Raw genomic sequence first — 18,044 nt, 5'->3', positions numbered from 1 at the left:
TTTCCTTTTCAGGGACAATTCCAGAAACGCCAGATCCGTGGGCAATACCGATTTCGGCAAGGCGGCCAAATCCGACGCAGGTGCAGGCTTCGAGGAGACGGTGAAACGCATCGATTTCACCCGCCTCAGCCTGCGCGAGTTGCGCGAAATCGCCCAGGAATATTACGATGCGGGGAAAATCGGCCACGATACCTGGCTTGAGCTTTCCTCCGAACTGCCGGCCCAAACTCTGAACGCCAATGGCGAGGTAATCGACATATCCGGCGTGACCGATGATACGGATTTCGACTTCCTGTCGTATTTTTCCGACCGGGCCGAAATCGCCAGCTCCATCGGCACGACGGATGAGGCACAAAAAATGCAGGACGTCCTGTCTTTTTTTGCTTTGGCGTAACGATCTTCGACTATCTTGCTGAACATAATGCAACCGAACTGACACATACTTTACTCGATTTTCGACAATATGATTTGCGTACCATTGCTTATCGCCCGGAATTTAGTAAGGCTGACTTACAAAAGGCGAAGCATGGGCACGAAACGCGAAAAAGATTCATTGGCATTTTTGCTGAACAGCGGCGCACGCCTGCTGAACAGTGCATTTGAGCGCCGCATTTCCGAGGCCGGGTTGGGCCTGACCCCCGGTGAGGCACGCGCATTGCTGACGGTTGCGGTCGTGGATGGCAGCAAACAGTCGGAGATCGCCGCCCGCCTCGGCATCGAGCCCATGACGATCTGCGCCTATCTCGACAAGTTGCAGTCCCTCAATCTCGTCGAACGCCAGCAGGACCCGCAGGACAGGCGCTCCAAACGCATCGTGCTGACAAAGGCCTCCACCGACATGCTGGAAGCCGTACGACTGGAAATCGACCAGCTCGTCAGCCACGCCACGCAGGGCATGAATGAGGAGGAGGTCGCGCTGTTCCGCAGCTTCCTGCAGACGCTTCGCAACAATCTGCAGCCGGAACAGCCGGGCCAAAACAGCTGATCGCAATGTCGTCAGAAACAATCATGTCCAGAAAGCGCACGGCAATACTCGGTGCGCTGCTGACGGCGCTGGCACCCATTTCCATGGCAATCTATACACCGGCCATGCCGGAACTGACACGGGTTTTCGCCACCACCGATTCCGCCGTCAAGCTCAGCCTGTCGCTCTATTTTGCCGGTTTCGCCATAGCCCAGCTGCTCGCCGGACCGGCATCCGACGCCTTCGGGCGGCGAAAGGCCAGTCTGTTCTTTCTTTCAATCTTTCTCGGCGGCGGACTGCTTGCGGTTTTTGCCCCGACAATTGAAGTCCTGCTCTTCGCCCGGTTGGTACAGGGCATCGGCGCCTCCGTTGGCATGACGGTGGCGCGCGCCGTCGTGCGCGACCAGTTCACCGGCGCTGATGCCTCCAGCATCATGAACCTCATCGGCATCATGCTGGCCGTCGGACCGGCCATGGGACCAACAATCGGCGGGCTATCCCTTGCAGCCTTCGGCTGGAAATCGGTGTTTTTCCTCATGGCCGGCCTCGGGGCCATGGCCATCTTCGCCGTGGTTGTCTTTCTGCGCGAAACGACAGTCCCGGACAAAAACCTGATCCGCCCCTGCCGTCTCCTGTCTGCCTATGGCACGTTGCTGACCCAGCCACGGTTTCTATTCGCCGCACTCGTGCTCGGCGGCTCCATCGGCGCGCTTTATGCGCAGGCCACCATGCTGACCTTCATTCTTATTAACGAAGTCGGCATGACCCCCACCGCCTTCGGCGTCGGAATGCTGATGCAGACCGGCGCTTATTTCTTCGGCTCCATTGCCTTGCGTTATATCGCACCGAAGTTGGGTGACCGGCGTTCGGTGATGCTCGGCCTCTGTTTTTCGGGCACCGGCGGTCTTCTCATCATGCTGTCAGTATTGCTGGTGCCGCCATCCTTCCTTTCCATCATGGTACCCGTGGCGGTCGCAACGGTCGGCATCGCTTTGTTGACACCCTCGATGGTGACGGCGGCCCTTGCCCCTTTCCGCATATTGCCGGTTCGGCATCGGCGATGATGGGTTTCATCCAGATGGGATCGGGCTTTGCGGGTGGGACTGCGGCCTCACTCATCGGTTCCCCGCTGACCGGTTTTGGCATTATCATCCCGGTCATGGAATTCACGGCAGTCGCCAGCTACATCGGCTTCCGCATCGTCTCCAAAAGGCAGTCATGAAAAAACCCGCCGGCGTCACCGCCCGCGGGTTCCTGTTTTCATGTCAGCTGAATTACTTGCTGAGATTACGCTTGGCCAGCGTGCGAAGACGCAGCGCATTGAGTTTGATAAAGCCCGCCGCATCCTTCTGGTCGTAAGCGCCGTGGTCGTCCTCGAAGGTCACCAGCGCGTCGGAATAGAGCGACTTTTCGCTCTCGCGGCCGGTTACCATGACATTGCCCTTGTAGAGCTTCAGCGTCACTTCGCCTTCTACATGTTCCTGGCTCTTGTCGATCAGGGCCTGGAGCATTTCACGCTCCGGCGAGAACCAGAAACCGTAATAGATAAGCTCGGCGTAACGCGGCATCAGATCGTCCTTGAGGTGGGCTGCACCCCGGTCGAGCGTGATGGATTCGATGGCGCGATGCGCGGCGAGCAGGATCGTACCGCCGGGCGTCTCGTAGACACCGCGCGACTTCATGCCGACGAAACGGTTCTCGACCAGATCAAGGCGGCCGATGCCGTTCTCACGACCGTAATTGTTGAGCGTCGCCAGAAGTGTGGCAGGAGACATTTCGACACCATTGATGGAGCAGGCATCGCCCTTGCGGAAACCGACCTTGATGACCGTTGCCTTGTCGGGAGCAGCTTCCGGGGAAATAGTGCGCATATGCACATATTCCGGCGCTTCCTTGGCGGGATCTTCCAGAACCTTGCCCTCGGAAGAGGAATGCAGCAGGTTGGCATCAACCGAGAAAGGCGCTTCGCCCTTCTTGTCCTTGGCGACTGGGATCTGGTTCTGTTCGGCGAACTGCAGAAGATCGGTACGGCTCTTGAACGTCCAGTCACGCCACGGCGCGATGATCTTGATATCGGGGTTCAGTGCATAGGCCGAAAGCTCGAAACGGACCTGGTCGTTGCCCTTGCCGGTGGCGCCATGCGCAATGGCGTCGGCACCGGTCTTCTTGGCGATCTCGATCAGGTGCTTGGAAATCAGCGGACGGGCAATTGAGGTGCCGAGCAGATAGACGCCTTCATATACGGCGTTGGCGCGGAACATCGGGAACACGAAATCACGTACGAACTCTTCGCGGACGTCCTCGACGAAGATTTCCTTGATGCCCAGCATCTCGGCCTTCTTGCGCGCCGGCTCAAGCTCTTCGCCCTGGCCAAGATCGGCGGTGAAGGTCACGACCTCAGCACCGAGTTCCGTCTGGAGCCATTTCAGGATGATCGAGGTGTCGAGGCCGCCGGAATAGGCGAGAACGACTTTCTTAACGTCTTTCGGGAGAGCCATAGTGATGTCCATCTGCATGATGACGGCATCCGCGTACCGTCATTTCCTTGGTATTTCGGCACTTTTACAGTGCAACCCGAAATGTGTGAAGCGATTTTCCGTAAGATACGCGACAAAACAATTGATGGGCGCATATGACGGCGGGTGATGACCGACCGCTGCCGGTGGGAACGAAGCAATTGTCACATGCATTTAGAAAATTCGCGCTTTATCATGAAGCGGCGCGATCGACTTGAAGACCGTGAATGAAGCCACTCAGGTTCAGGCAACGTTGCAAACCGCTGGAAACAGCAGAAACGACGCGAAGGAGAAACCTATGACGACCATCCACCCCGCATTCAAGGAAGATAATGTCGCTGTCATCACCGGTGCGGCATCCGGTATCGGACTTGCCGCCGCCCGCAAATTTGCGAGTTTTGGCATGAGTGTCGTGCTCGTCGATCTCGACGGGGAAAAGCTCGCCGCAGCGCATGCGGATATTCTGAACGTCGCCAAGGACGGCGAAGCGCAGATCGTCGCCATCCCGACCGACGTATCGAAACTCGACGAACTGGAGGCGCTAGAGCGCGCCGTCATCCAGCGTTTCGGAAGGGTTCACGTATTGATGAACAATGCCGGCATCCAGCCGGGAAGCGCCATCTTCGGCCCGCAGGCCAATTGGGAAAAGGTCATCAACGTCAATCTGATGGGCGTGGTGAACGGCAGCCGTGTCTTCGGCCAGGGCATGGTCGCCCATGGCGAGGCGTCGCTCATCATCAATACCGGCTCGAAACAGGGCATCACCACGCCGCCCGGCGATCCGGCCTACAATGTCTCCAAATCAGGCGTCAAAACCTTCACGGAAGCGCTTCAGCACGAATTGCGCAATATTCCGAACGGCGCGGCCTCCGCCCATCTGCTAATCCCCGGCTTCGTCTTCACCGGCCTGACCGCCAATGGCAGGACGGAAAAGCCACAGGGCGCATGGACCGGCGAGCAGACCGTCGATTTCATGATCGAGAGTATCAGCCGGGGCGATTTCTACATTCTCTGCCCGGACGGCGAAGTAGACCGCCCGACAGACGAGAAACGCATTCTCTGGGCGGCCCAGGACATCGTCCAGAACCGCCCGCCACTTTCGCGCTGGCACACGGAATATTCCGCAGCCTTCACAAGCTTCCTCAAGAACTGAATAGTCAGCCGCCGCGCTTTGAACGGTGTGGCGGCTCCCCATAGTCGCATCGCGCGTTGCGGCTCAAAAACATTGGCAGAAGCGCGAAATCGCGTTAAGCAACGCCATCATTTGCCGCTTTCATGGGTGCCGCGATGGATTTCGTTCCAAGCCTGCCAACACTTGTCGCCTTCACCATCGCCATTCTGCTTCTGGCGGTGACGCCGGGGCCAGACATGACGCTCTGGATCAGCCGCTCGCTGCGCGAAGGCCGGGCGGCGGGATTCATGACGCTGGTCGGAACCAATATCGGCATCACCGTGCACACGATGCTGGTCGCCTTTGGCGTCGCCGCCCTCATCGTCGCCTCGCCGACGGCCTTCATGATCCTGAAAACCGGGGGGGCCGCCTATCTGGTCTGGCTCGCCATTCAGGCGATCCGTAAAGGCTCGGATTTCGTGATGGTGAAAACCAACGGAGAAAAGCAGCAATCCTCGCTCAGATCAGCCTTGCTGAACGGCATCTGGGTCAATCTGCTCAACCCCAAGGTCATTATTTTCTTCATGACCTTCCTGCCGCAATTCGTCAGCGCCTCCGACCCACACGTCACCGGCAAGCTGATCTTCCTCGGCATCTGGTCCATCATCGTGGCACTGCCGATCGGTATCGGCATCGTTGTCGCCGCCGATGTCCTGTCCGCGTGGCTGCAACGCAACCGGAAGGTTCTGCGCGGGCTGGATTACACGATCGCCGGCGTCTTTTCACTCTTCGCCGTCAAGATTTTCTTCACGCAAACGCGCTGACCGCAAATAAAAAAGGCGCCGGATGGCGCCTTTAGGAATGATCAGCCGATCAAAAGCTCGTCGTCATCCAGCTTCTGGCCGCGTATCTTGCGGAACATGTCGATCAAATCTTCGACTTCAAGATCCTTGCGGCTGTCGCCGGACACGTCGAGCACGATTTCGCCGGCATGCAGCATGATCGTGCGGGTGCCATAATCCAGTGCCTGACGCATGGAATGCGTGACCATCAGCGTTGTCAGCTTGCGCTCCGACACCACCTTGCGGGTCAATTCCATCACAAATTCCGCCATGCCGGGATCGAGCGCTGCCGTATGTTCGTCAAGCAGCAGCACATCCGAGCCGGAAAGCGTTGCCATGACAAGCGACACTGCCTGTCTTTGTCCGCCGGACAACAGGTCCATGCGATCCTTCAGCCGGTTTTCGAGACCGAGATTGAGCGAGGCGATACGTTCTCTAAAGAAATCCCGCCTGCCCCGTCCAAGCGCCGACAACAATCCGCGACGCTCGCCGCGCGACGCCGCCAGCGCCAGATTTTCTTCGATGGTGAGCGCGCCGCAGCTGCCTGCGAGTGGATCCTGAAACACGCGCGCCACCCGACCGGCCCGGCTGGCGGTCGGTTTGCGGGTAACGTCGGCACCACCGATCACCACTTTGCCCGCCGTCGGCAGGACGTCGCCGGCCAATACGCCGAGAAGCGTGGATTTGCCGGCACCATTGGAACCGATGACGGTGACGAAGGAGCCATCTTCGATGGTGAGGTCGATCTTGGCCAGCGCCTGTTTTTGCAGTGGCGTACCGCGCCCGAAGACGACCTGGATATCGGAAAGGGAAATCACGATGTTGCTCCCCCACGGCGCAGTCGGGGCAGGATCAATGCGATGGCCACCAATACCGCCGTTACGAAATTGAGGTCGGATGCCTTGAGACCCAGCACATCACTCGACAAGGCAAGCTGGATGGCGAGACGATAGGCAATGGAGCCGAAAACACAGCCGACGAGTGCGATCAGAATGCCGCGTGCACCAAACAGCGTTTCGCCGATGATGACGGCCGCAAGCCCGACGACGATGGTGCCGACACCGGCTGTCACATCCGCAAAACCATTGGTCTGCGCAAACAGCGCGCCGCCGAGGGCGACCAGCGCATTCGAAAGCGCCATGCCGAGATAGATCTGGTTACCCGTCTTCACGCCCTGCGCCCGCGCCATTCGCGCATTGGCCCCCGTCGCCCGCATGGCAAGGCCCGCATCGCTTTCAAGAAAACGCCAGACGAGAATGACCGCGATCAGCACCAGCGCGCCGATAAAGAGCGGCCGCACCAGATATTCGGAAAGGCCGAGGCCATAAAACGGCGATACCATCGTATCCTGATTGAGCAGCGCCACATTCGGCTTTCCCATCACCCGCAGATTGACGGAAAACAGCGCGATCATCGTCAGGATCGAAGCAAGCAGGTTGAGGATTTTGAAACGAACGTTGAGCGTTGCGGTAACCATGCCCGCAGCGGCACCGGCAACCATCGCAACCGCCGTCGCGACCCAGGCATTCAGACCGGCGATGATCAGCACGGCAGCAACAGCAGCGCCGAGCGGAAACGAACCGTCCACGGTCAGGTCAGGAAAATCAAGCACCCGGAAAGCAAGATAGACGCCGATCGCCACGAAAGCGAAGACCAGTCCCAGCTCCACGGCACCCCAGAAGGCGATTTGGCTCACGGTAATGTCCTTGTTATTGCCGCCATCAGGCGGATACGGGCACCGTCTCGTGCCACGTAAAACGGGCGGCGAAATACCGCCGCCCGCAATTCAGTCTGGTTTCGGTTCAGTCGATGACCTTGGTGGCGCGCTTCGTCACGCTTTCAGGGAAGGTGACGCCAACTTTTTCGGCAACCTTCTTGTTGATTACGAGATCGGTGCCGACAGCCACGGTTGCCGGAATGTCACCCGGCTTTTCACCCTTGAGGATGCGGACAACAACGGCGCCGGTCTGTTTGCCCACGTCGAAATAGTTGAAACCGAGGGCTGCAACCGCACCGCGCGCGACGGAATCCGTATCAGCGGCGTAAAGCGGGATCTTGGCTTCGCTCGCAACACCGGCTGCCGCCTCGAAAGCGGAAACGATGGTGTTGTCGGTCGGAACGTAGATCACGTCGGCCTTGCCGACCAGAGCGCGCGTCGCGCCCTGAACTTCAGCGGACTTTGTGGCGACGGACTCGACGATCTTCAGGCCGGCCTTGTCGGCTTCGGCCTTCAGCAGGGCGAGGGTCGAGGCGGAATTGGCTTCGGCCGAGTTGTAGATGAAGCCGATGGACTTGGCATTCGGCGAGATTTCCTTGATGAGCGCCAGATGTTCGCCAACCGGCAGCATGTCGGAAAGGCCGGTCACGTTACCGCCGGGCTTCTCCATGCTCTTGATGAGCTGTGCGCCAACCGGATCGGACACGGCCGTGAAGACGACCGGAATATCGCGCGTGGCAGCAACGACGGCCTGGGCCGACGGCGTGGAGATCGGCACGATAACGTTCGGCGCGTCACCCACGAACTGGCGGGCGATCTGCGCTGCGGTGCCGGGATTGCCCTGCGCGGACTCGTAAAGGAATTTGAGGTTCTCGCCTTCCTTGTAACCGGCTTCGGCAAGCGCTGCCTTGACGCCATCACGGGCGGCGTCAAGCGCCGGATGTTCGACGATGGCGGTGACGGCAACGGTGACGTTTTCAGCCTTGGCCGGCAGAACGAGGGCGCTCGCGGCAGCGAGAGCCATAATGAATGCGCGCATGGATATCCTCCTGTTGGTTCCCTATTGTCGTCTTTTTAGGAACAAGACAGCGCGAAATCAATCGGAGAACCGCCGCAAAACCAGCTTTATGGCGCAATTGCGGCTTATTCAGTCATCCGCGCCGTGATTGGCGATCATCATCGCCTCGAAAGCCAGTCTTTCGGTCTTGCGCATGCGTTCCGATTCCGACTTCAGCTGGCCACAGGCGGCGAGAATATCGCGGCCGCGCGGCGTGCGGATCGGCGAGGCATAACCCGCCTGATTGATGAAATCGGCGAACTTCTCGATCTGCGCCCATTCGGAACACTGGTAGTTCGTGCCCGGCCATGGATTGAACGGAATGAGGTTGATCTTGGCCGGAACGCCCTTCAGCAGCTGCACCAGCATCTTGGCGTCTTCCAGGCTGTCGTTCACATCCTTCAGCATCACATATTCGAAGGTGATGCGGCGGGCATTGGAAACACCCGGATAGTTGCGGCAGGCCTCGATCAGCTCCTTCAGCGGATATTTCTTGTTGATCGGCACCAGCATGTCGCGCAGATCGTCGCGCACCGCATGCAGTGAAATCGCCAGCATCACGCCGATCTCATCGCCCGTGCGGAAGATTTCCGGCACGACGCCCGAGGTGGAGAGCGTCACGCGGCGCTTGGAAAGCGACAGGCCATCACCATCGGTCGCGATCAGAAGCGCAGTCTTCACATGCTCGAAATTATAGAGCGGTTCGCCCATGCCCATCATCACGATGTTGGACACCTTGCGGCCTTCGCTCGGCACATAAGCACCGACCGGCGTCGAACCATCCGGAAAATCGCCAAGCCGGTCACGAGCCAGCAGAAGCTGGGCGAGAATTTCCTCGGCTGTCAGATTGCGCACCAGACGCTGCGTGCCGGTGTGACAGAAGGAACAGGTCAGCGAACAGCCCACCTGGCTTGAAATGCACAGCGTGCCGCGCCCTTCTTCCGGAATATAAACCGTTTCGATCTCGACGGGACGTCCCGCGCCGCGCGGCGGAAACCGCATCAACCATTTGCGGGTGCCGTCATTGGAGATCTGCTCCTCGACGATTTCCGGGCGAGCGATGGTAAAGGCCGCCTTCAGCGTCTCACGAAGCTCCTTGGCGACATTCGTCATATTGTCGAAATCCGAGACGCCGCGCACATAAAGCCAGTTCCACAACTGGCTGACACGCATCTTCACCTGCTTTTGCGGCACGCCGACCTCGGCCAGCGCCTCGCCCATTTCCTCACGCGTCAAGCCGATCAGCGACGGCTTGCCGGACATGAGATCGCTATTGGCGATCAAGGGGGTTTTGACTGCCAGGCCGGCAGGGGCTTGCATTACGGACATCACGCTATCCCATCATTCCATGCATCGCACGACCGGCCTGTGGGATAGGCGGAAAATCGTCTGCATGTCGAGAAAATCAAAGGCGGAGCACTTTTCGCGCATCCGCCTGTCAATGTTGCCGCGCCTTTAGCATCAAACTGGCAAAAACGCAAATGGCCGGTCGATGACCGGCCAATCACAAAGCTGACGAGGCGTCAGAATTACTTGCAACTCTCGATCTGCTTGAGAGCAGCCGAAATACCCGAGAGTGAATAGGAATAGGAAGTGCCGGTTCCGCGACCAGACGTCGCCTTCACCGTCATCGACTTGCCGCTCTTCATCGCTGCGACGAGGGCCGGTTCTTCGGCAGCGTTTTCAACCCAGGCAGCCTTGTCCTTGGTGAACATCACGAAGTTCTTGTTGTCGATCGTGACGTTGACCTTGGAACCCTGCTTCAGCGGATAACCCACCATGGCCTGCGGCTCATAGGAAATGTTCTGACCAGGGCGCTGCGATACGATGAAGAAAATATCGCCGTGATCGACGCTCGCCGGTTCCTTCGATGTCGGAATGGAAAGAACATAGCAAACGGTGCTGTTACCCGATTTGTACGAATAGGCGCCCCAGGCATTGAACTGCTGGATGCGCGTGGGCGACTGTGCAGATGCTACGCCGACGCTGGTCAGCAGAATGGCCACTGCGGTTGCTACACTTCTTACAAACATAAAATTTCCTGCCGGGTTATTGTCTTCCATTAGCCCGAGGCGGCGGCGGGCTCCATGTTCATGGAGCGGCCACATTCGGGTGCGGATCGTCTTTTCTCATTGTGGTCAGGAAGCGGTTACCAAACCGTCAACAACACGCATAAAATGCCTAAAACGTCTTGCAGTGTTACAGATTGGCGACTCCCCGCACCCTGAAGGAAGGGCGCGGAACGACCTTCCTTCTTGTGTATGACACACAAATTCAGGCAAGAATTTGTCGCCCGCCAGGCTGCGCCGGGAAGGCACATCACAGAGGCGTTACCCGGCTTCCTGCTGTCTCTTCAGCATGGCATCCGCCGCATCGTAATGTTCCATCTTGATATGGGCGCGGATCATGGCGAGTGCCGCGGTGATGACGGCGATATCATCGGTAAAACCGACGACCGCCAGCATGTCCGGCACGGCGTCGATGGGCATGATGAAATAGGCGAGCGCAGCAAGAATAATGCCCTTGGCGCGCAACGGCGTGTCGCGATCAATCGCGCAATAATAGGCAGCCGCCGCATCGCGCGCGAAGGGCACCTTTGTCATGACGCGCTTCAGCTTGGGCCAGAATTTCGCCCGCACCACAGTCTCGCGCTCCTGCTGCTTGTCGGTTTCACCCGGCAGAAGAATTTCACCGATTTTCACATCATCCATGATCGACGGTCCTCCGGTCACGGCTATTATATGGGACTTAACGCCCGCCATTCAATTCCCCCGGCCCGCCGCTGCCTTCTGCATCGCTTCGGCCAGAAGAAAATCCCGCTCGGTTATGCCCTGTGAATCATGGGTTGTGAGGCAGACTTTCACGCGCGAATAGACATTGGACCATTCCGGGTGATGATTGAGCCTTTCCGCCGCAAGAGCCGATTCAGCCATGAAACCGAAGGCTTCCGCAAAACTGGAAAACTTGAAGGACCTGACGATCGCCGCTCCGTCCTCACGCAAAGCCCATCCTTCGAGTTTCGACAATGCCTGCCGGATAGCATCCGGTTCAACTCTGGGATATTTCATCAATCTTGCCTCCGCTTGATACCCATTAACGCCTCAACGACCGGATCGACGCATATTCCATGAAACATATGGCTGTTCTTTTTGTCTGCATGGGTAATATCTGCCGCTCACCGCTTGCCGAAGGCGTTTTAACAAACCTCGCCAATAGAGAGGGTGTATCCCGCCAACTCACCGTCGATTCCGCCGGCACCGGCGGCTGGCACACGGGCACCGCCCCGGATCGCCGATCAGTCGCGGTAGCCCGCAAGCATGGCATCGATATTTCAGGGCAGCGCGCGCGGCAGGTCAGTCATGCCGATTTCGACACCTTCGATCTCATCCTTGCCATGGATACGAGCAATCTGGCGAAACTGCTTCAAAAGGCGCCGGAAAACCGCAGGCACAAAATCCACCTGTTTCTACACTACGCGTCGGGACGCCACGAGAGCGTCCCGGATCCCTATTTCGGTGGTGAAGACGGCTTTCTGACCGTCTACAACATGCTTTTGGCGGGATGCAGCTCGTTGCTCGAAAAGCTGGAGCTCGACCGCGCTTCGTGAAGCGGAAACGCCTCTTCCACGACATAGGGGCCGCCGCCCACCGATTCCTTCGACGACATCAGCACGAAACGTCCCACCGTGAAGGGCGACGTGCGGAAATTGCCGCGTCCGGAAAGATAGTGCACCACATCGTCCAGACGGGATGAGCGCAACCGCGCCAGCGTCACATGCGGCATGAATTTGCGCGGATCAGGCGGGAGACCGATCCTTTGACAAATTCTCTCGACTTCCGCCTGCAGCGCCTGCATTTCCGGTGAGGGAGAAACCCCGGCCCAGATGGAGTGCGGTTTCTTGGAGCCGAAGGAACCCATACCGGTGAGATTGAGCTGGAATTCCGGTCTTTCGATCCGATCCAGCCTGTCGACAACCTCATCGGCGGTTCGCCCGTCGATATCACCGATAAAACGCAGGGTTATGTGATAATTCTCCACATCGATCCACCGGGCTCCCGGCAGACCACCGCGCAACAATGAGAGGCTCATAGCCGCATTGCGCGGAATTTCGAGGGCGGTAAACAGTCTCGGCATGGCGAGCTCCCCGAATCTCTTGGCAGAACAAGCATAGCGAATCACGCAATGCAGACGGGCGCAAGTGCTTATTTTTTTTGCGCACCGATTGTCTTGATGAAGCTTTCAACAGCCGGCAAAGATTTCTCCACCATCATCGCCACACCCTGCGTATTCGGGTGCATCTTGTCCTCCAGCTTCAGCTTGTCATCTGTCACGACACCGTCCAGAAAGAAGGGATAGAGCGGCAGGTTGTATTTTCCCGCAAGCTTTGGAAAGATCGGATTGAAGCGCCTGGCATAGTCGTCACCCATATTCGGCGGCGCCATAATACCGACCAGCAGCACGGCTATATTACGCTTCTGAAAACCGGAAATGATGGCATCGAGGTTCTTTTCCGTCTGTTCCGGAGCAATACCGCGCAGTGCATCATTGGCGCCAAGTTCCAGAATGACCCCGTCCGTTCCATCAGGCACAGACCATTCGGCCCGCGACAGACCACCGGAGGAGGTATCGCCGGACACCCCGGCATTGGTGACGACGACATTGATGCCCTTCGCCTTTAATACAGCTTCAAGCTGTGCGGTATAGCTGTCGGTGGGCGGCAGCTGATACCCGGCCATGAGGCTGTCGCCGAGGCCAACCAGTTGCAATGTCCGCTCCTGAGCCGTGGCCACAGAAGCGAAAAAGGCGGTGGCTAAAATGACGATGAAGTGAAACAGGGCAGCTTTAAATCTCATCACGGCTTTCCTAACTTGGTTCTCGTTGCCTGAAATACCGACCGCATCGACGCCGCCAGCCCGTTTTCATCTTTCTATATAGGAACGAGAATTGTGACGAAAAGCATCATAGAGCTGAAGAAAGCCGACCTCACGCTCGGCAACGCCGCCGCCTCCGTTCACGTTCTCAAGAACATCGATCTTGTCATCGACGAAAGCGAGGCGGTTGGCATCGTCGGCCCTTCCGGCTCGGGAAAATCGACCCTTCTGATGGTGCTAGCCGGCCTCGAGAGGCTGGATAGCGGCGAGATCGTCATCGCGGATACGGAGTTGCACAAGCTTGGTGAAGATGCGCTGGCGGATTTTCGCGGCAAGAATATCGGCATCGTTTTCCAGTCCTTCCACCTCATCGCCAATATGACGGCGCTCGAAAACGTCGCCGTTCCGCTGGAACTGGCCAATACCCCCAACCCCTTCGAGATCGCCAGGCGCGAACTCGTCGCCGTCGGCCTTGGAGAACGCCTCAGCCATTATCCCGGCCAGCTCTCCGGCGGCGAGCAACAGCGTGTGGCCATCGCCCGCGCGCTTGCCCCCTCCCCCGCCGTGCTGATCGCCGATGAACCCACGGGCAATCTCGATACCGATACCGGCAAGCAGATCGCCGATCTTCTTTTTGCCAAACAGGCCGAACGCGGCATGACGATGGTCCTCGTTACCCATGACCCGTCGCTCGCCGCCCGCTGCTCACGGCAGATCAAGGTGCGCTCCGGCGAGATTGAAGGCGACAGCGCCCGCCCCCAGATGGCGCGGGCGGTATCGGCATGATCGGATCCCTTTTTCCATCTGTCGCGAATATCAGAAATGCCATGAGACTCGCACGGCGCGAAATTCGTGGCGGTTTGAGCGGCTTTTACATTTTCCTCGCCTGTATCGCGCTCGGAACCGGGGCCATCGCCGCCGTCAATTCCGTGTCGCGCGCAGTCACCAGCGCCATTGCCACCGAAGGCCAGTCGATTCTGGCCGGCGACGTGCGTTTCGAATTGCGCAACAGGGAAGCGACGGAAACAGAGCGTAGCTATCTCGATGGCCTCGGAACCGTCGCGGTTTCCACCGGGCTTCGCTCCATGGCCCGCCTTGCCGATGGCTCCGAACAGACCCTGACGGAAGTGAAAGCCATTGACGGCGCCTATCCGCTTTATGGCACCTTCGCGGCCGATCCCAACCGGCCGCTGAGTGAACTTCTGGCCGGCAACGGCGACACCTATGGTGCCATTGCCGCACCGCTATTGCTGGAACGCCTCGGCGCCAAGATCGGCGATGAAATACTGCTCGGCAATGTGAAGCTGAAACTGACCGGTACCGTCGTCGATGAGCCGGATGCACTGTCCGACGGTTTCGGTTTTGCCCCAAGGCTGATGGTCAGCCGCGACGCGCTCTTCGCCTCCGGCCTCGTTCAGACCGGCAGCCTCGTTGAACACGCCTATAAGATCAAACTGAACGATCCCGCAGCGCGGGCAACGATGACCGATGCCGCCAACGAGGCTCTTCCCGATGCCGGCTGGTCCATCCGCACCAGTGACCGGGCAGCACCGTCGCTCACCGAAAACGTCAACCGCTTCTCGCAATTCCTCACATTGGTGGGCCTTACCGCCCTCATCGTCGGCGGGGTTGGCGTCGCCAACGCCGTGCGCGCCTTTCTCGATTCCAAGCGCACCACGATCGCCTCGCTGAAATGCCTCGGCGCGCCGGCCTCCGTGGTCACCATGACCTATCTCTTCCAGATCGCTTTTATCGCCGCCGTCGGTATCGTCATCGGCCTCGTTGTTGGCGCCATTGCACCGCTGATTGCCATGCGGTTTCTGGAAGGTGTGCTGCCCGTGCCGGAAGAACTTGCCTTCTATCCCGGTGCGCTCGGCCTCGCCGCCTTGTTCGGCCTCTTGACGACGTTCGCTTTCGCCATCGTGCCGCTCGGTCAGGCACGTGAGGTTCCGGCAACGGCACTTTTCCGCGAACAGGGTTTCGAGGAAGGCAGCTGGCCGTCTTGGCCCTATCTGGCCGCAACGGGCCTGTTGCTGGCCGCGCTGGCCGCCCTTGCCATCTTCTCGGCGGAAGACCGTTTCATTGCCTCGGTTTTCCTCGCCGCCATCGCTTTTGCCTTTGTGGTGCTGCGGCTGGTGGCTTCCGGGGTCAAGGCCATCGCCAAACGCAGCCCCCGCGTTCATTCCGCCGCCCTTCGTCTGGCGATCGGCAATATTCACCGGCCGGGAGCGCTCACGCCCTCGGTCGTCCTTTCACTTGGCCTCGGCCTGACCCTGCTCGTGACCCTGACGCTGATCGACGGCAATCTGCGCCGCGAGCTGACCGACAGTCTGCCGGAACGTGCACCGAATTTCTTCTTTGTGGATATTCAGGGCAGCGAGGTGCAGGGCTTCCGTGATTTGCTGAAACGGGAAGCACCACAAGGCACGCTGACCGAAGTGCCAATGTTGCGCGGCCGCATTCTGGCGCTCAACGGCGAAGATGTGACGAAGATGGAGGTGCCGCCATCCGGCCGCTGGTTACTACGTGGCGACCGCGGCATCACCTATTCCGAAAACATGCCGGAAAACACGAAGCTGACGGAAGGAACGTGGTGGGGGCCGGACTATAGCGGCGAACCGCTGGTCTCCTTCGCGGCAAAAGAGGCACAGGAACTCGGCCTCAAGATCGGCGACACAGTGACCGTCAATGTCCTTGGCCGCAGTATCACGGCAAAGATCGCCAGTATGCGCAATGTCGAATGGGAATCCCTGTCGATCAATTTCGTCATGGTCTTTTCGCCGAACACGTTCCGCGGCGCACCGCATGCCTGGCTGGCGACACTTGCCGATCCTTCCGCTTCCGCAAGCGACGAAGGCCGGATATTGCGCTCCGTTACCAACACCTACCCGACGATAACAAGCGTGCGCGTGAAGGACGCTCTCGATGTCGTCAACCGACTGGTTGGCCAGCTCGCCACCGCCATTCGCGTTGCCGCAGCCGTTGCATTGATAGCATCCGTGCTGGTTCTCGCCGGTGCTCTCGCCGCCGGAAACCGGGCCCGCACCCATGATGCGGTGATCCTGAAAACACTCGGCGGCACGCGAAATCTGCTCATCCGCGCTTTCTCCTACGAATACATGATGCTCGGTCTCGCCACCGCCGTCTTCGCACTTTTCGCCGGCGGCGTCTCCGCATGGTTCGTGATCGCCCGCATCATGAAGCTGCCCTCCAGTTTCCTGCCGGATGTGGCGATCGGAACCCTCGTTGTCGCCCTCGTCATGACGGTCGGCATCGGCCTTATCGGCACCTGGCGGATTCTCGGCCAGAAAGCGGCGCCGGTTCTCAGGCAGGCAGGGGAATGATCATCGGTTGTGCCCCGCTTAACTTTAACGATTAATTCTTTGTAATGATCGCCAAAACGTGAGCGCTTTTCGCGCATATGGTGTCTTTTCGACTGCAAAAGGCCTTGTATCAGACACGTTCTGCCATCATATTCTTGGACAGGCTTGCTGAAGCTCCGCAGCGGCGCCCGGGAGGTATCCCGACACCGTAGCAATTACGGAGCTCAAAAGAGGAAACAATGGCTGACTTCAATAACTACCAGAACCGCATGGCGCAGACCCGTGCACAGACTGGTGCGATGATCGATGAAGGTCTTCGCGCCTATATGCTGAAGGTTTACAACCTGATGGCGCTGGCTCTGGTCATCACCGGCGTTGCAGCGTTCGCCACCTATACGCTCGCGACGACCAATCCGGCTTTCGCCCAGTTGCTCTATGCGTCGCCGCTGCGCTGGGTTGTCATGCTCGCACCGCTTGGACTGGTGTTCTTCCTTAGCTTCCGCATCCAGAACATGAGCGTTTCCGCCGCCCAGATGACCTTCTGGGTCTATGCGGCGTTGATGGGTGTGTCTCTGTCCTCGATCTTCCTGGTCTATACCGGCCAGAGCGTTGTGCAGACATTCTTCGTGACCGCTGCTTCGTTCGGCGCGCTCTCGCTTTACGGTTACACGACGAAGAAGAACCTTTCCGGTCTCGGTTCGTTCCTGATCATGGGTCTGTTCGGCCTCATCATCGCGTCCATCGTCAACATCTTCCTCGCTTCTTCCGCTCTGCAGTTTGCGATCTCCGCAATCGGCGTGCTGATCTTCGCGGGCCTCACCGCCTACGATACGCAGAAGATCAAGGAAATGTATTTCGATGGCGACGAGGTTGCCGTGGCCGGCCGCAAGGCGATCATGGGTGCGCTGACGCTGTATCTCGACTTCATCAACCTGTTCATGTTCCTCCTGCAGTTCATGGGTAACCGTGACAAGTAAGGGTAAGAACCCGAACGGCAAACAAATGAAAGGCGGCCCATCGGCCGCCTTTTTATTTATGAAGATTCGAAATCTGCAAGCCTGTCGACCCGCTTGTCCGCATCGAGTGACAACAGGTAGCCGTCCGTCCGAAACTCACTCGATAAGCTTCAGAACCTTGTCGAAAACCTTGAGAACCTGCGGCAGTTCGTGCCCACGCTTGAGAATGCGGCCATCCGAATTCACCACACAATAAGCGCCCTGCTTCGCCGCCAGCCTGGGGTTCTTCTCAATCCGGTAAAGCGGCATTTCACCTGAGCGTTTGAAGACGGAAAACACCGCCTTTTCCTTCAGGTGGTCAATGGCGTAATCGCGCCACTCTCCCTCTCCCACCATGCGGCCATAGATGCGCAGGATCGCATCCAGCTCGCGCCGGTGAAAGGTGACCGGCAAAGGGTCTTTGTCTTTTCTGTATTCGCGGAGATCGACAACGGTGGAATTATCGCGTGAAGCGGTCTGCACCTGCTGCACATCCGGTTGATCGGTCATCCAATACCTCCGATTCCACCCAAGTCTTCCCAACAATGTGAGCCTGAGAAAACAAAATTGCAAGCCTTGCGAGACGCTTGCGCACCGGCGCAGAAGTCGCGGCAGGGGCCAGAATGGCTTTCAGACGGCTATAAAACC

The 18,044-nt window shown here is 58.5% G+C and carries 19 protein-coding genes and 1 pseudogene; 9 read left to right on the top strand and 11 right to left on the bottom strand.

Going from position 1 to position 18,044, the window contains the following annotated elements; translation table 11 throughout:
• The first annotated feature begins 37 nt into the window (after positions 1–37).
• The 3 genes and pseudogenes from JZX89_RS19185 to JZX89_RS19175 all read left to right on the top strand — a co-directional run bounded on the left by JZX89_RS19185 (position 38) and on the right by JZX89_RS19175 (position 2,186).
• Positions 38–394, top strand: a complete 357-nt coding sequence (locus tag JZX89_RS19185) for a hypothetical protein (RefSeq protein ID WP_336510803.1) — start codon at positions 38–40, stop codon at positions 392–394.
• Between the two features lie 132 nt (positions 395–526).
• On the top strand, positions 527–985 hold the full coding sequence (locus tag JZX89_RS19180; protein ID WP_153515513.1) for a MarR family winged helix-turn-helix transcriptional regulator: 459 nt from the start codon (positions 527–529) through the stop codon (positions 983–985).
• A gap of 5 nt (positions 986–990) precedes the next feature.
• Positions 991–2,186, top strand: a pseudogene (locus tag JZX89_RS19175) (multidrug effflux MFS transporter).
• Positions 2,187–2,238: 52 nt separating this feature from the next.
• On the opposite strand, the gene JZX89_RS19170 reads toward JZX89_RS19175, so the two are convergent.
• Complete coding sequence (locus JZX89_RS19170) at positions 2,239–3,462, bottom strand: argininosuccinate synthase (protein WP_149900496.1); 1,224 nt, start codon at positions 3,460–3,462, stop codon at positions 2,239–2,241.
• 316 nt (positions 3,463–3,778) lie between these two features.
• Between JZX89_RS19170 and JZX89_RS19165 the strand changes: the two genes are divergently transcribed.
• Positions 3,779–4,633, top strand: coding sequence for an SDR family NAD(P)-dependent oxidoreductase (locus JZX89_RS19165; RefSeq protein ID WP_149900495.1), 855 nt, complete (start codon positions 3,779–3,781; stop codon positions 4,631–4,633).
• Between the two features lie 134 nt (positions 4,634–4,767).
• Complete coding sequence (locus JZX89_RS19160; RefSeq protein ID WP_153515511.1) at positions 4,768–5,415, top strand: LysE family translocator; 648 nt, start codon at positions 4,768–4,770, stop codon at positions 5,413–5,415.
• Positions 5,416–5,456: 41 nt separating this feature from the next.
• Here the strand turns inward: JZX89_RS19160 and JZX89_RS19155 are convergent, their stop codons facing one another.
• The 7 genes from JZX89_RS19155 to JZX89_RS19125 all read right to left on the bottom strand — a co-directional run bounded on the left by JZX89_RS19155 (position 5,457) and on the right by JZX89_RS19125 (position 11,275).
• Positions 5,457–6,251 carry an ABC transporter ATP-binding protein gene (locus tag JZX89_RS19155; protein ID WP_142842270.1) on the bottom strand — a complete coding sequence of 265 codons (795 nt, stop codon included), beginning with the start codon at positions 6,249–6,251 and terminating at the stop codon, positions 5,457–5,459.
• The gene (locus tag JZX89_RS19150; protein WP_207135035.1) at positions 6,248–7,129 is read right to left on the bottom strand and encodes an ABC transporter permease; all 882 of its coding nucleotides are present in this window, start codon (positions 7,127–7,129) and stop codon (positions 6,248–6,250) included. The genes JZX89_RS19155 and JZX89_RS19150 overlap by 4 nt, the downstream gene beginning before the upstream one ends.
• A gap of 106 nt (positions 7,130–7,235) precedes the next feature.
• Positions 7,236–8,189, bottom strand: coding sequence for an ABC transporter substrate-binding protein (locus JZX89_RS19145; protein ID WP_207135034.1), 954 nt, complete (start codon positions 8,187–8,189; stop codon positions 7,236–7,238).
• Positions 8,190–8,297: 108 nt separating this feature from the next.
• Complete coding sequence (rlmN, locus tag JZX89_RS19140) at positions 8,298–9,470, bottom strand: dual-specificity RNA methyltransferase RlmN (protein ID WP_246746767.1); 1,173 nt, start codon at positions 9,468–9,470, stop codon at positions 8,298–8,300.
• Between the two features lie 266 nt (positions 9,471–9,736).
• On the bottom strand, positions 9,737–10,240 hold the full coding sequence (locus tag JZX89_RS19135) for an invasion associated locus B family protein (RefSeq protein ID WP_149900491.1): 504 nt from the start codon (positions 10,238–10,240) through the stop codon (positions 9,737–9,739).
• Between the two features lie 297 nt (positions 10,241–10,537).
• Complete coding sequence (locus JZX89_RS19130) at positions 10,538–10,918, bottom strand: YkvA family protein (RefSeq protein WP_153515510.1); 381 nt, start codon at positions 10,916–10,918, stop codon at positions 10,538–10,540.
• Between the two features lie 51 nt (positions 10,919–10,969).
• A complete protein-coding gene (locus JZX89_RS19125; protein WP_149900489.1) occupies positions 10,970–11,275 on the bottom strand; it encodes a 4a-hydroxytetrahydrobiopterin dehydratase in 306 nt (101 codons plus the stop codon).
• Between the two features lie 59 nt (positions 11,276–11,334).
• Between JZX89_RS19125 and JZX89_RS19120 the strand changes: the two genes are divergently transcribed.
• Entirely contained in the window at positions 11,335–11,814 is a 480-nt protein-coding gene (locus tag JZX89_RS19120) for a low molecular weight protein-tyrosine-phosphatase (RefSeq protein ID WP_207135033.1), read from the top strand.
• Here JZX89_RS19120 and thpR read toward each other — a convergent pair.
• Together thpR and JZX89_RS19110 are read right to left on the bottom strand one after the other, a co-directional pair.
• The gene (gene thpR, locus JZX89_RS19115) at positions 11,748–12,341 is read right to left on the bottom strand and encodes an RNA 2',3'-cyclic phosphodiesterase (protein WP_153515508.1); all 594 of its coding nucleotides are present in this window, start codon (positions 12,339–12,341) and stop codon (positions 11,748–11,750) included. The genes JZX89_RS19120 and thpR overlap by 67 nt on opposite strands.
• Before the next feature lie 68 nt (positions 12,342–12,409).
• The gene (locus tag JZX89_RS19110) at positions 12,410–13,060 is read right to left on the bottom strand and encodes an arylesterase (RefSeq protein WP_207135032.1); all 651 of its coding nucleotides are present in this window, start codon (positions 13,058–13,060) and stop codon (positions 12,410–12,412) included.
• Between the two features lie 93 nt (positions 13,061–13,153).
• Here JZX89_RS19110 and JZX89_RS19105 point away from each other — a divergent pair, with 93 nt between their 5' ends.
• The 3 genes from JZX89_RS19105 to JZX89_RS19095 all read left to right on the top strand — a co-directional run bounded on the left by JZX89_RS19105 (position 13,154) and on the right by JZX89_RS19095 (position 17,378).
• On the top strand, positions 13,154–13,864 hold the full coding sequence (locus JZX89_RS19105; RefSeq protein WP_149900485.1) for an ABC transporter ATP-binding protein: 711 nt from the start codon (positions 13,154–13,156) through the stop codon (positions 13,862–13,864).
• A complete protein-coding gene (locus JZX89_RS19100; protein WP_207135031.1) occupies positions 13,861–16,422 on the top strand; it encodes an ABC transporter permease in 2,562 nt (853 codons plus the stop codon). The genes JZX89_RS19105 and JZX89_RS19100 overlap by 4 nt, the downstream gene beginning before the upstream one ends.
• Before the next feature lie 218 nt (positions 16,423–16,640).
• On the top strand, positions 16,641–17,378 hold the full coding sequence (locus JZX89_RS19095) for a Bax inhibitor-1/YccA family protein (RefSeq protein WP_149900483.1): 738 nt from the start codon (positions 16,641–16,643) through the stop codon (positions 17,376–17,378).
• A gap of 135 nt (positions 17,379–17,513) precedes the next feature.
• On the opposite strand, the gene JZX89_RS19090 is transcribed toward JZX89_RS19095, so the two are convergent.
• Entirely contained in the window at positions 17,514–17,906 is a 393-nt protein-coding gene (locus JZX89_RS19090; protein WP_149900482.1) for a DUF2794 domain-containing protein, read from the bottom strand.
• Positions 17,907–18,044 lie beyond the last annotated feature (138 nt).

The sequence above is a fragment of the Agrobacterium burrii genome (genome assembly GCF_017313405.1).
GTDB classification, from domain to species: Bacteria; Pseudomonadota; Alphaproteobacteria; order Rhizobiales; family Rhizobiaceae; genus Agrobacterium; species Agrobacterium burrii.
The sequence above is the reverse complement of the archived record's forward strand: the minus strand, read 5'-3'. Positions and strand labels throughout refer to the sequence as shown.

Coding starts and splice junctions, on each gene's coding strand:
- JZX89_RS19180 (WP_153515513.1), top strand. CDS start 527: ATGGGCACGAAACGCGAAAAAGATTCATTGGCATTTTTGCTGAACAGC.
- JZX89_RS19170 (WP_149900496.1), bottom strand. CDS start 3,462: ATGGCTCTCCCGAAAGACGTTAAGAAAGTCGTTCTCGCCTATTCCGGC.
- JZX89_RS19165 (WP_149900495.1), top strand. CDS start 3,779: ATGACGACCATCCACCCCGCATTCAAGGAAGATAATGTCGCTGTCATC.
- JZX89_RS19160 (WP_153515511.1), top strand. CDS start 4,768: ATGGATTTCGTTCCAAGCCTGCCAACACTTGTCGCCTTCACCATCGCC.
- JZX89_RS19145 (WP_207135034.1), bottom strand. CDS start 8,189: ATGCGCGCATTCATTATGGCTCTCGCTGCCGCGAGCGCCCTCGTTCTG.
- rlmN (WP_246746767.1), bottom strand. CDS start 9,470: ATGTCCGGCAAGCCGTCGCTGATCGGCTTGACGCGTGAGGAAATGGGC.
- JZX89_RS19135 (WP_149900491.1), bottom strand. CDS start 10,240: ATGTTTGTAAGAAGTGTAGCAACCGCAGTGGCCATTCTGCTGACCAGC.
- JZX89_RS19130 (WP_153515510.1), bottom strand. CDS start 10,918: ATGGATGATGTGAAAATCGGTGAAATTCTTCTGCCGGGTGAAACCGAC.
- JZX89_RS19125 (WP_149900489.1), bottom strand. CDS start 11,275: ATGAAATATCCCAGAGTTGAACCGGATGCTATCCGGCAGGCATTGTCG.
- JZX89_RS19120 (WP_207135033.1), top strand. CDS start 11,335: ATGAAACATATGGCTGTTCTTTTTGTCTGCATGGGTAATATCTGCCGC.
- thpR (WP_153515508.1), bottom strand. CDS start 12,341: ATGCCGAGACTGTTTACCGCCCTCGAAATTCCGCGCAATGCGGCTATG.
- JZX89_RS19110 (WP_207135032.1), bottom strand. CDS start 13,060: ATGAGATTTAAAGCTGCCCTGTTTCACTTCATCGTCATTTTAGCCACC.
- JZX89_RS19100 (WP_207135031.1), top strand. CDS start 13,861: ATGATCGGATCCCTTTTTCCATCTGTCGCGAATATCAGAAATGCCATG.
- JZX89_RS19095 (WP_149900483.1), top strand. CDS start 16,641: ATGGCTGACTTCAATAACTACCAGAACCGCATGGCGCAGACCCGTGCA.
- JZX89_RS19090 (WP_149900482.1), bottom strand. CDS start 17,906: ATGACCGATCAACCGGATGTGCAGCAGGTGCAGACCGCTTCACGCGAT.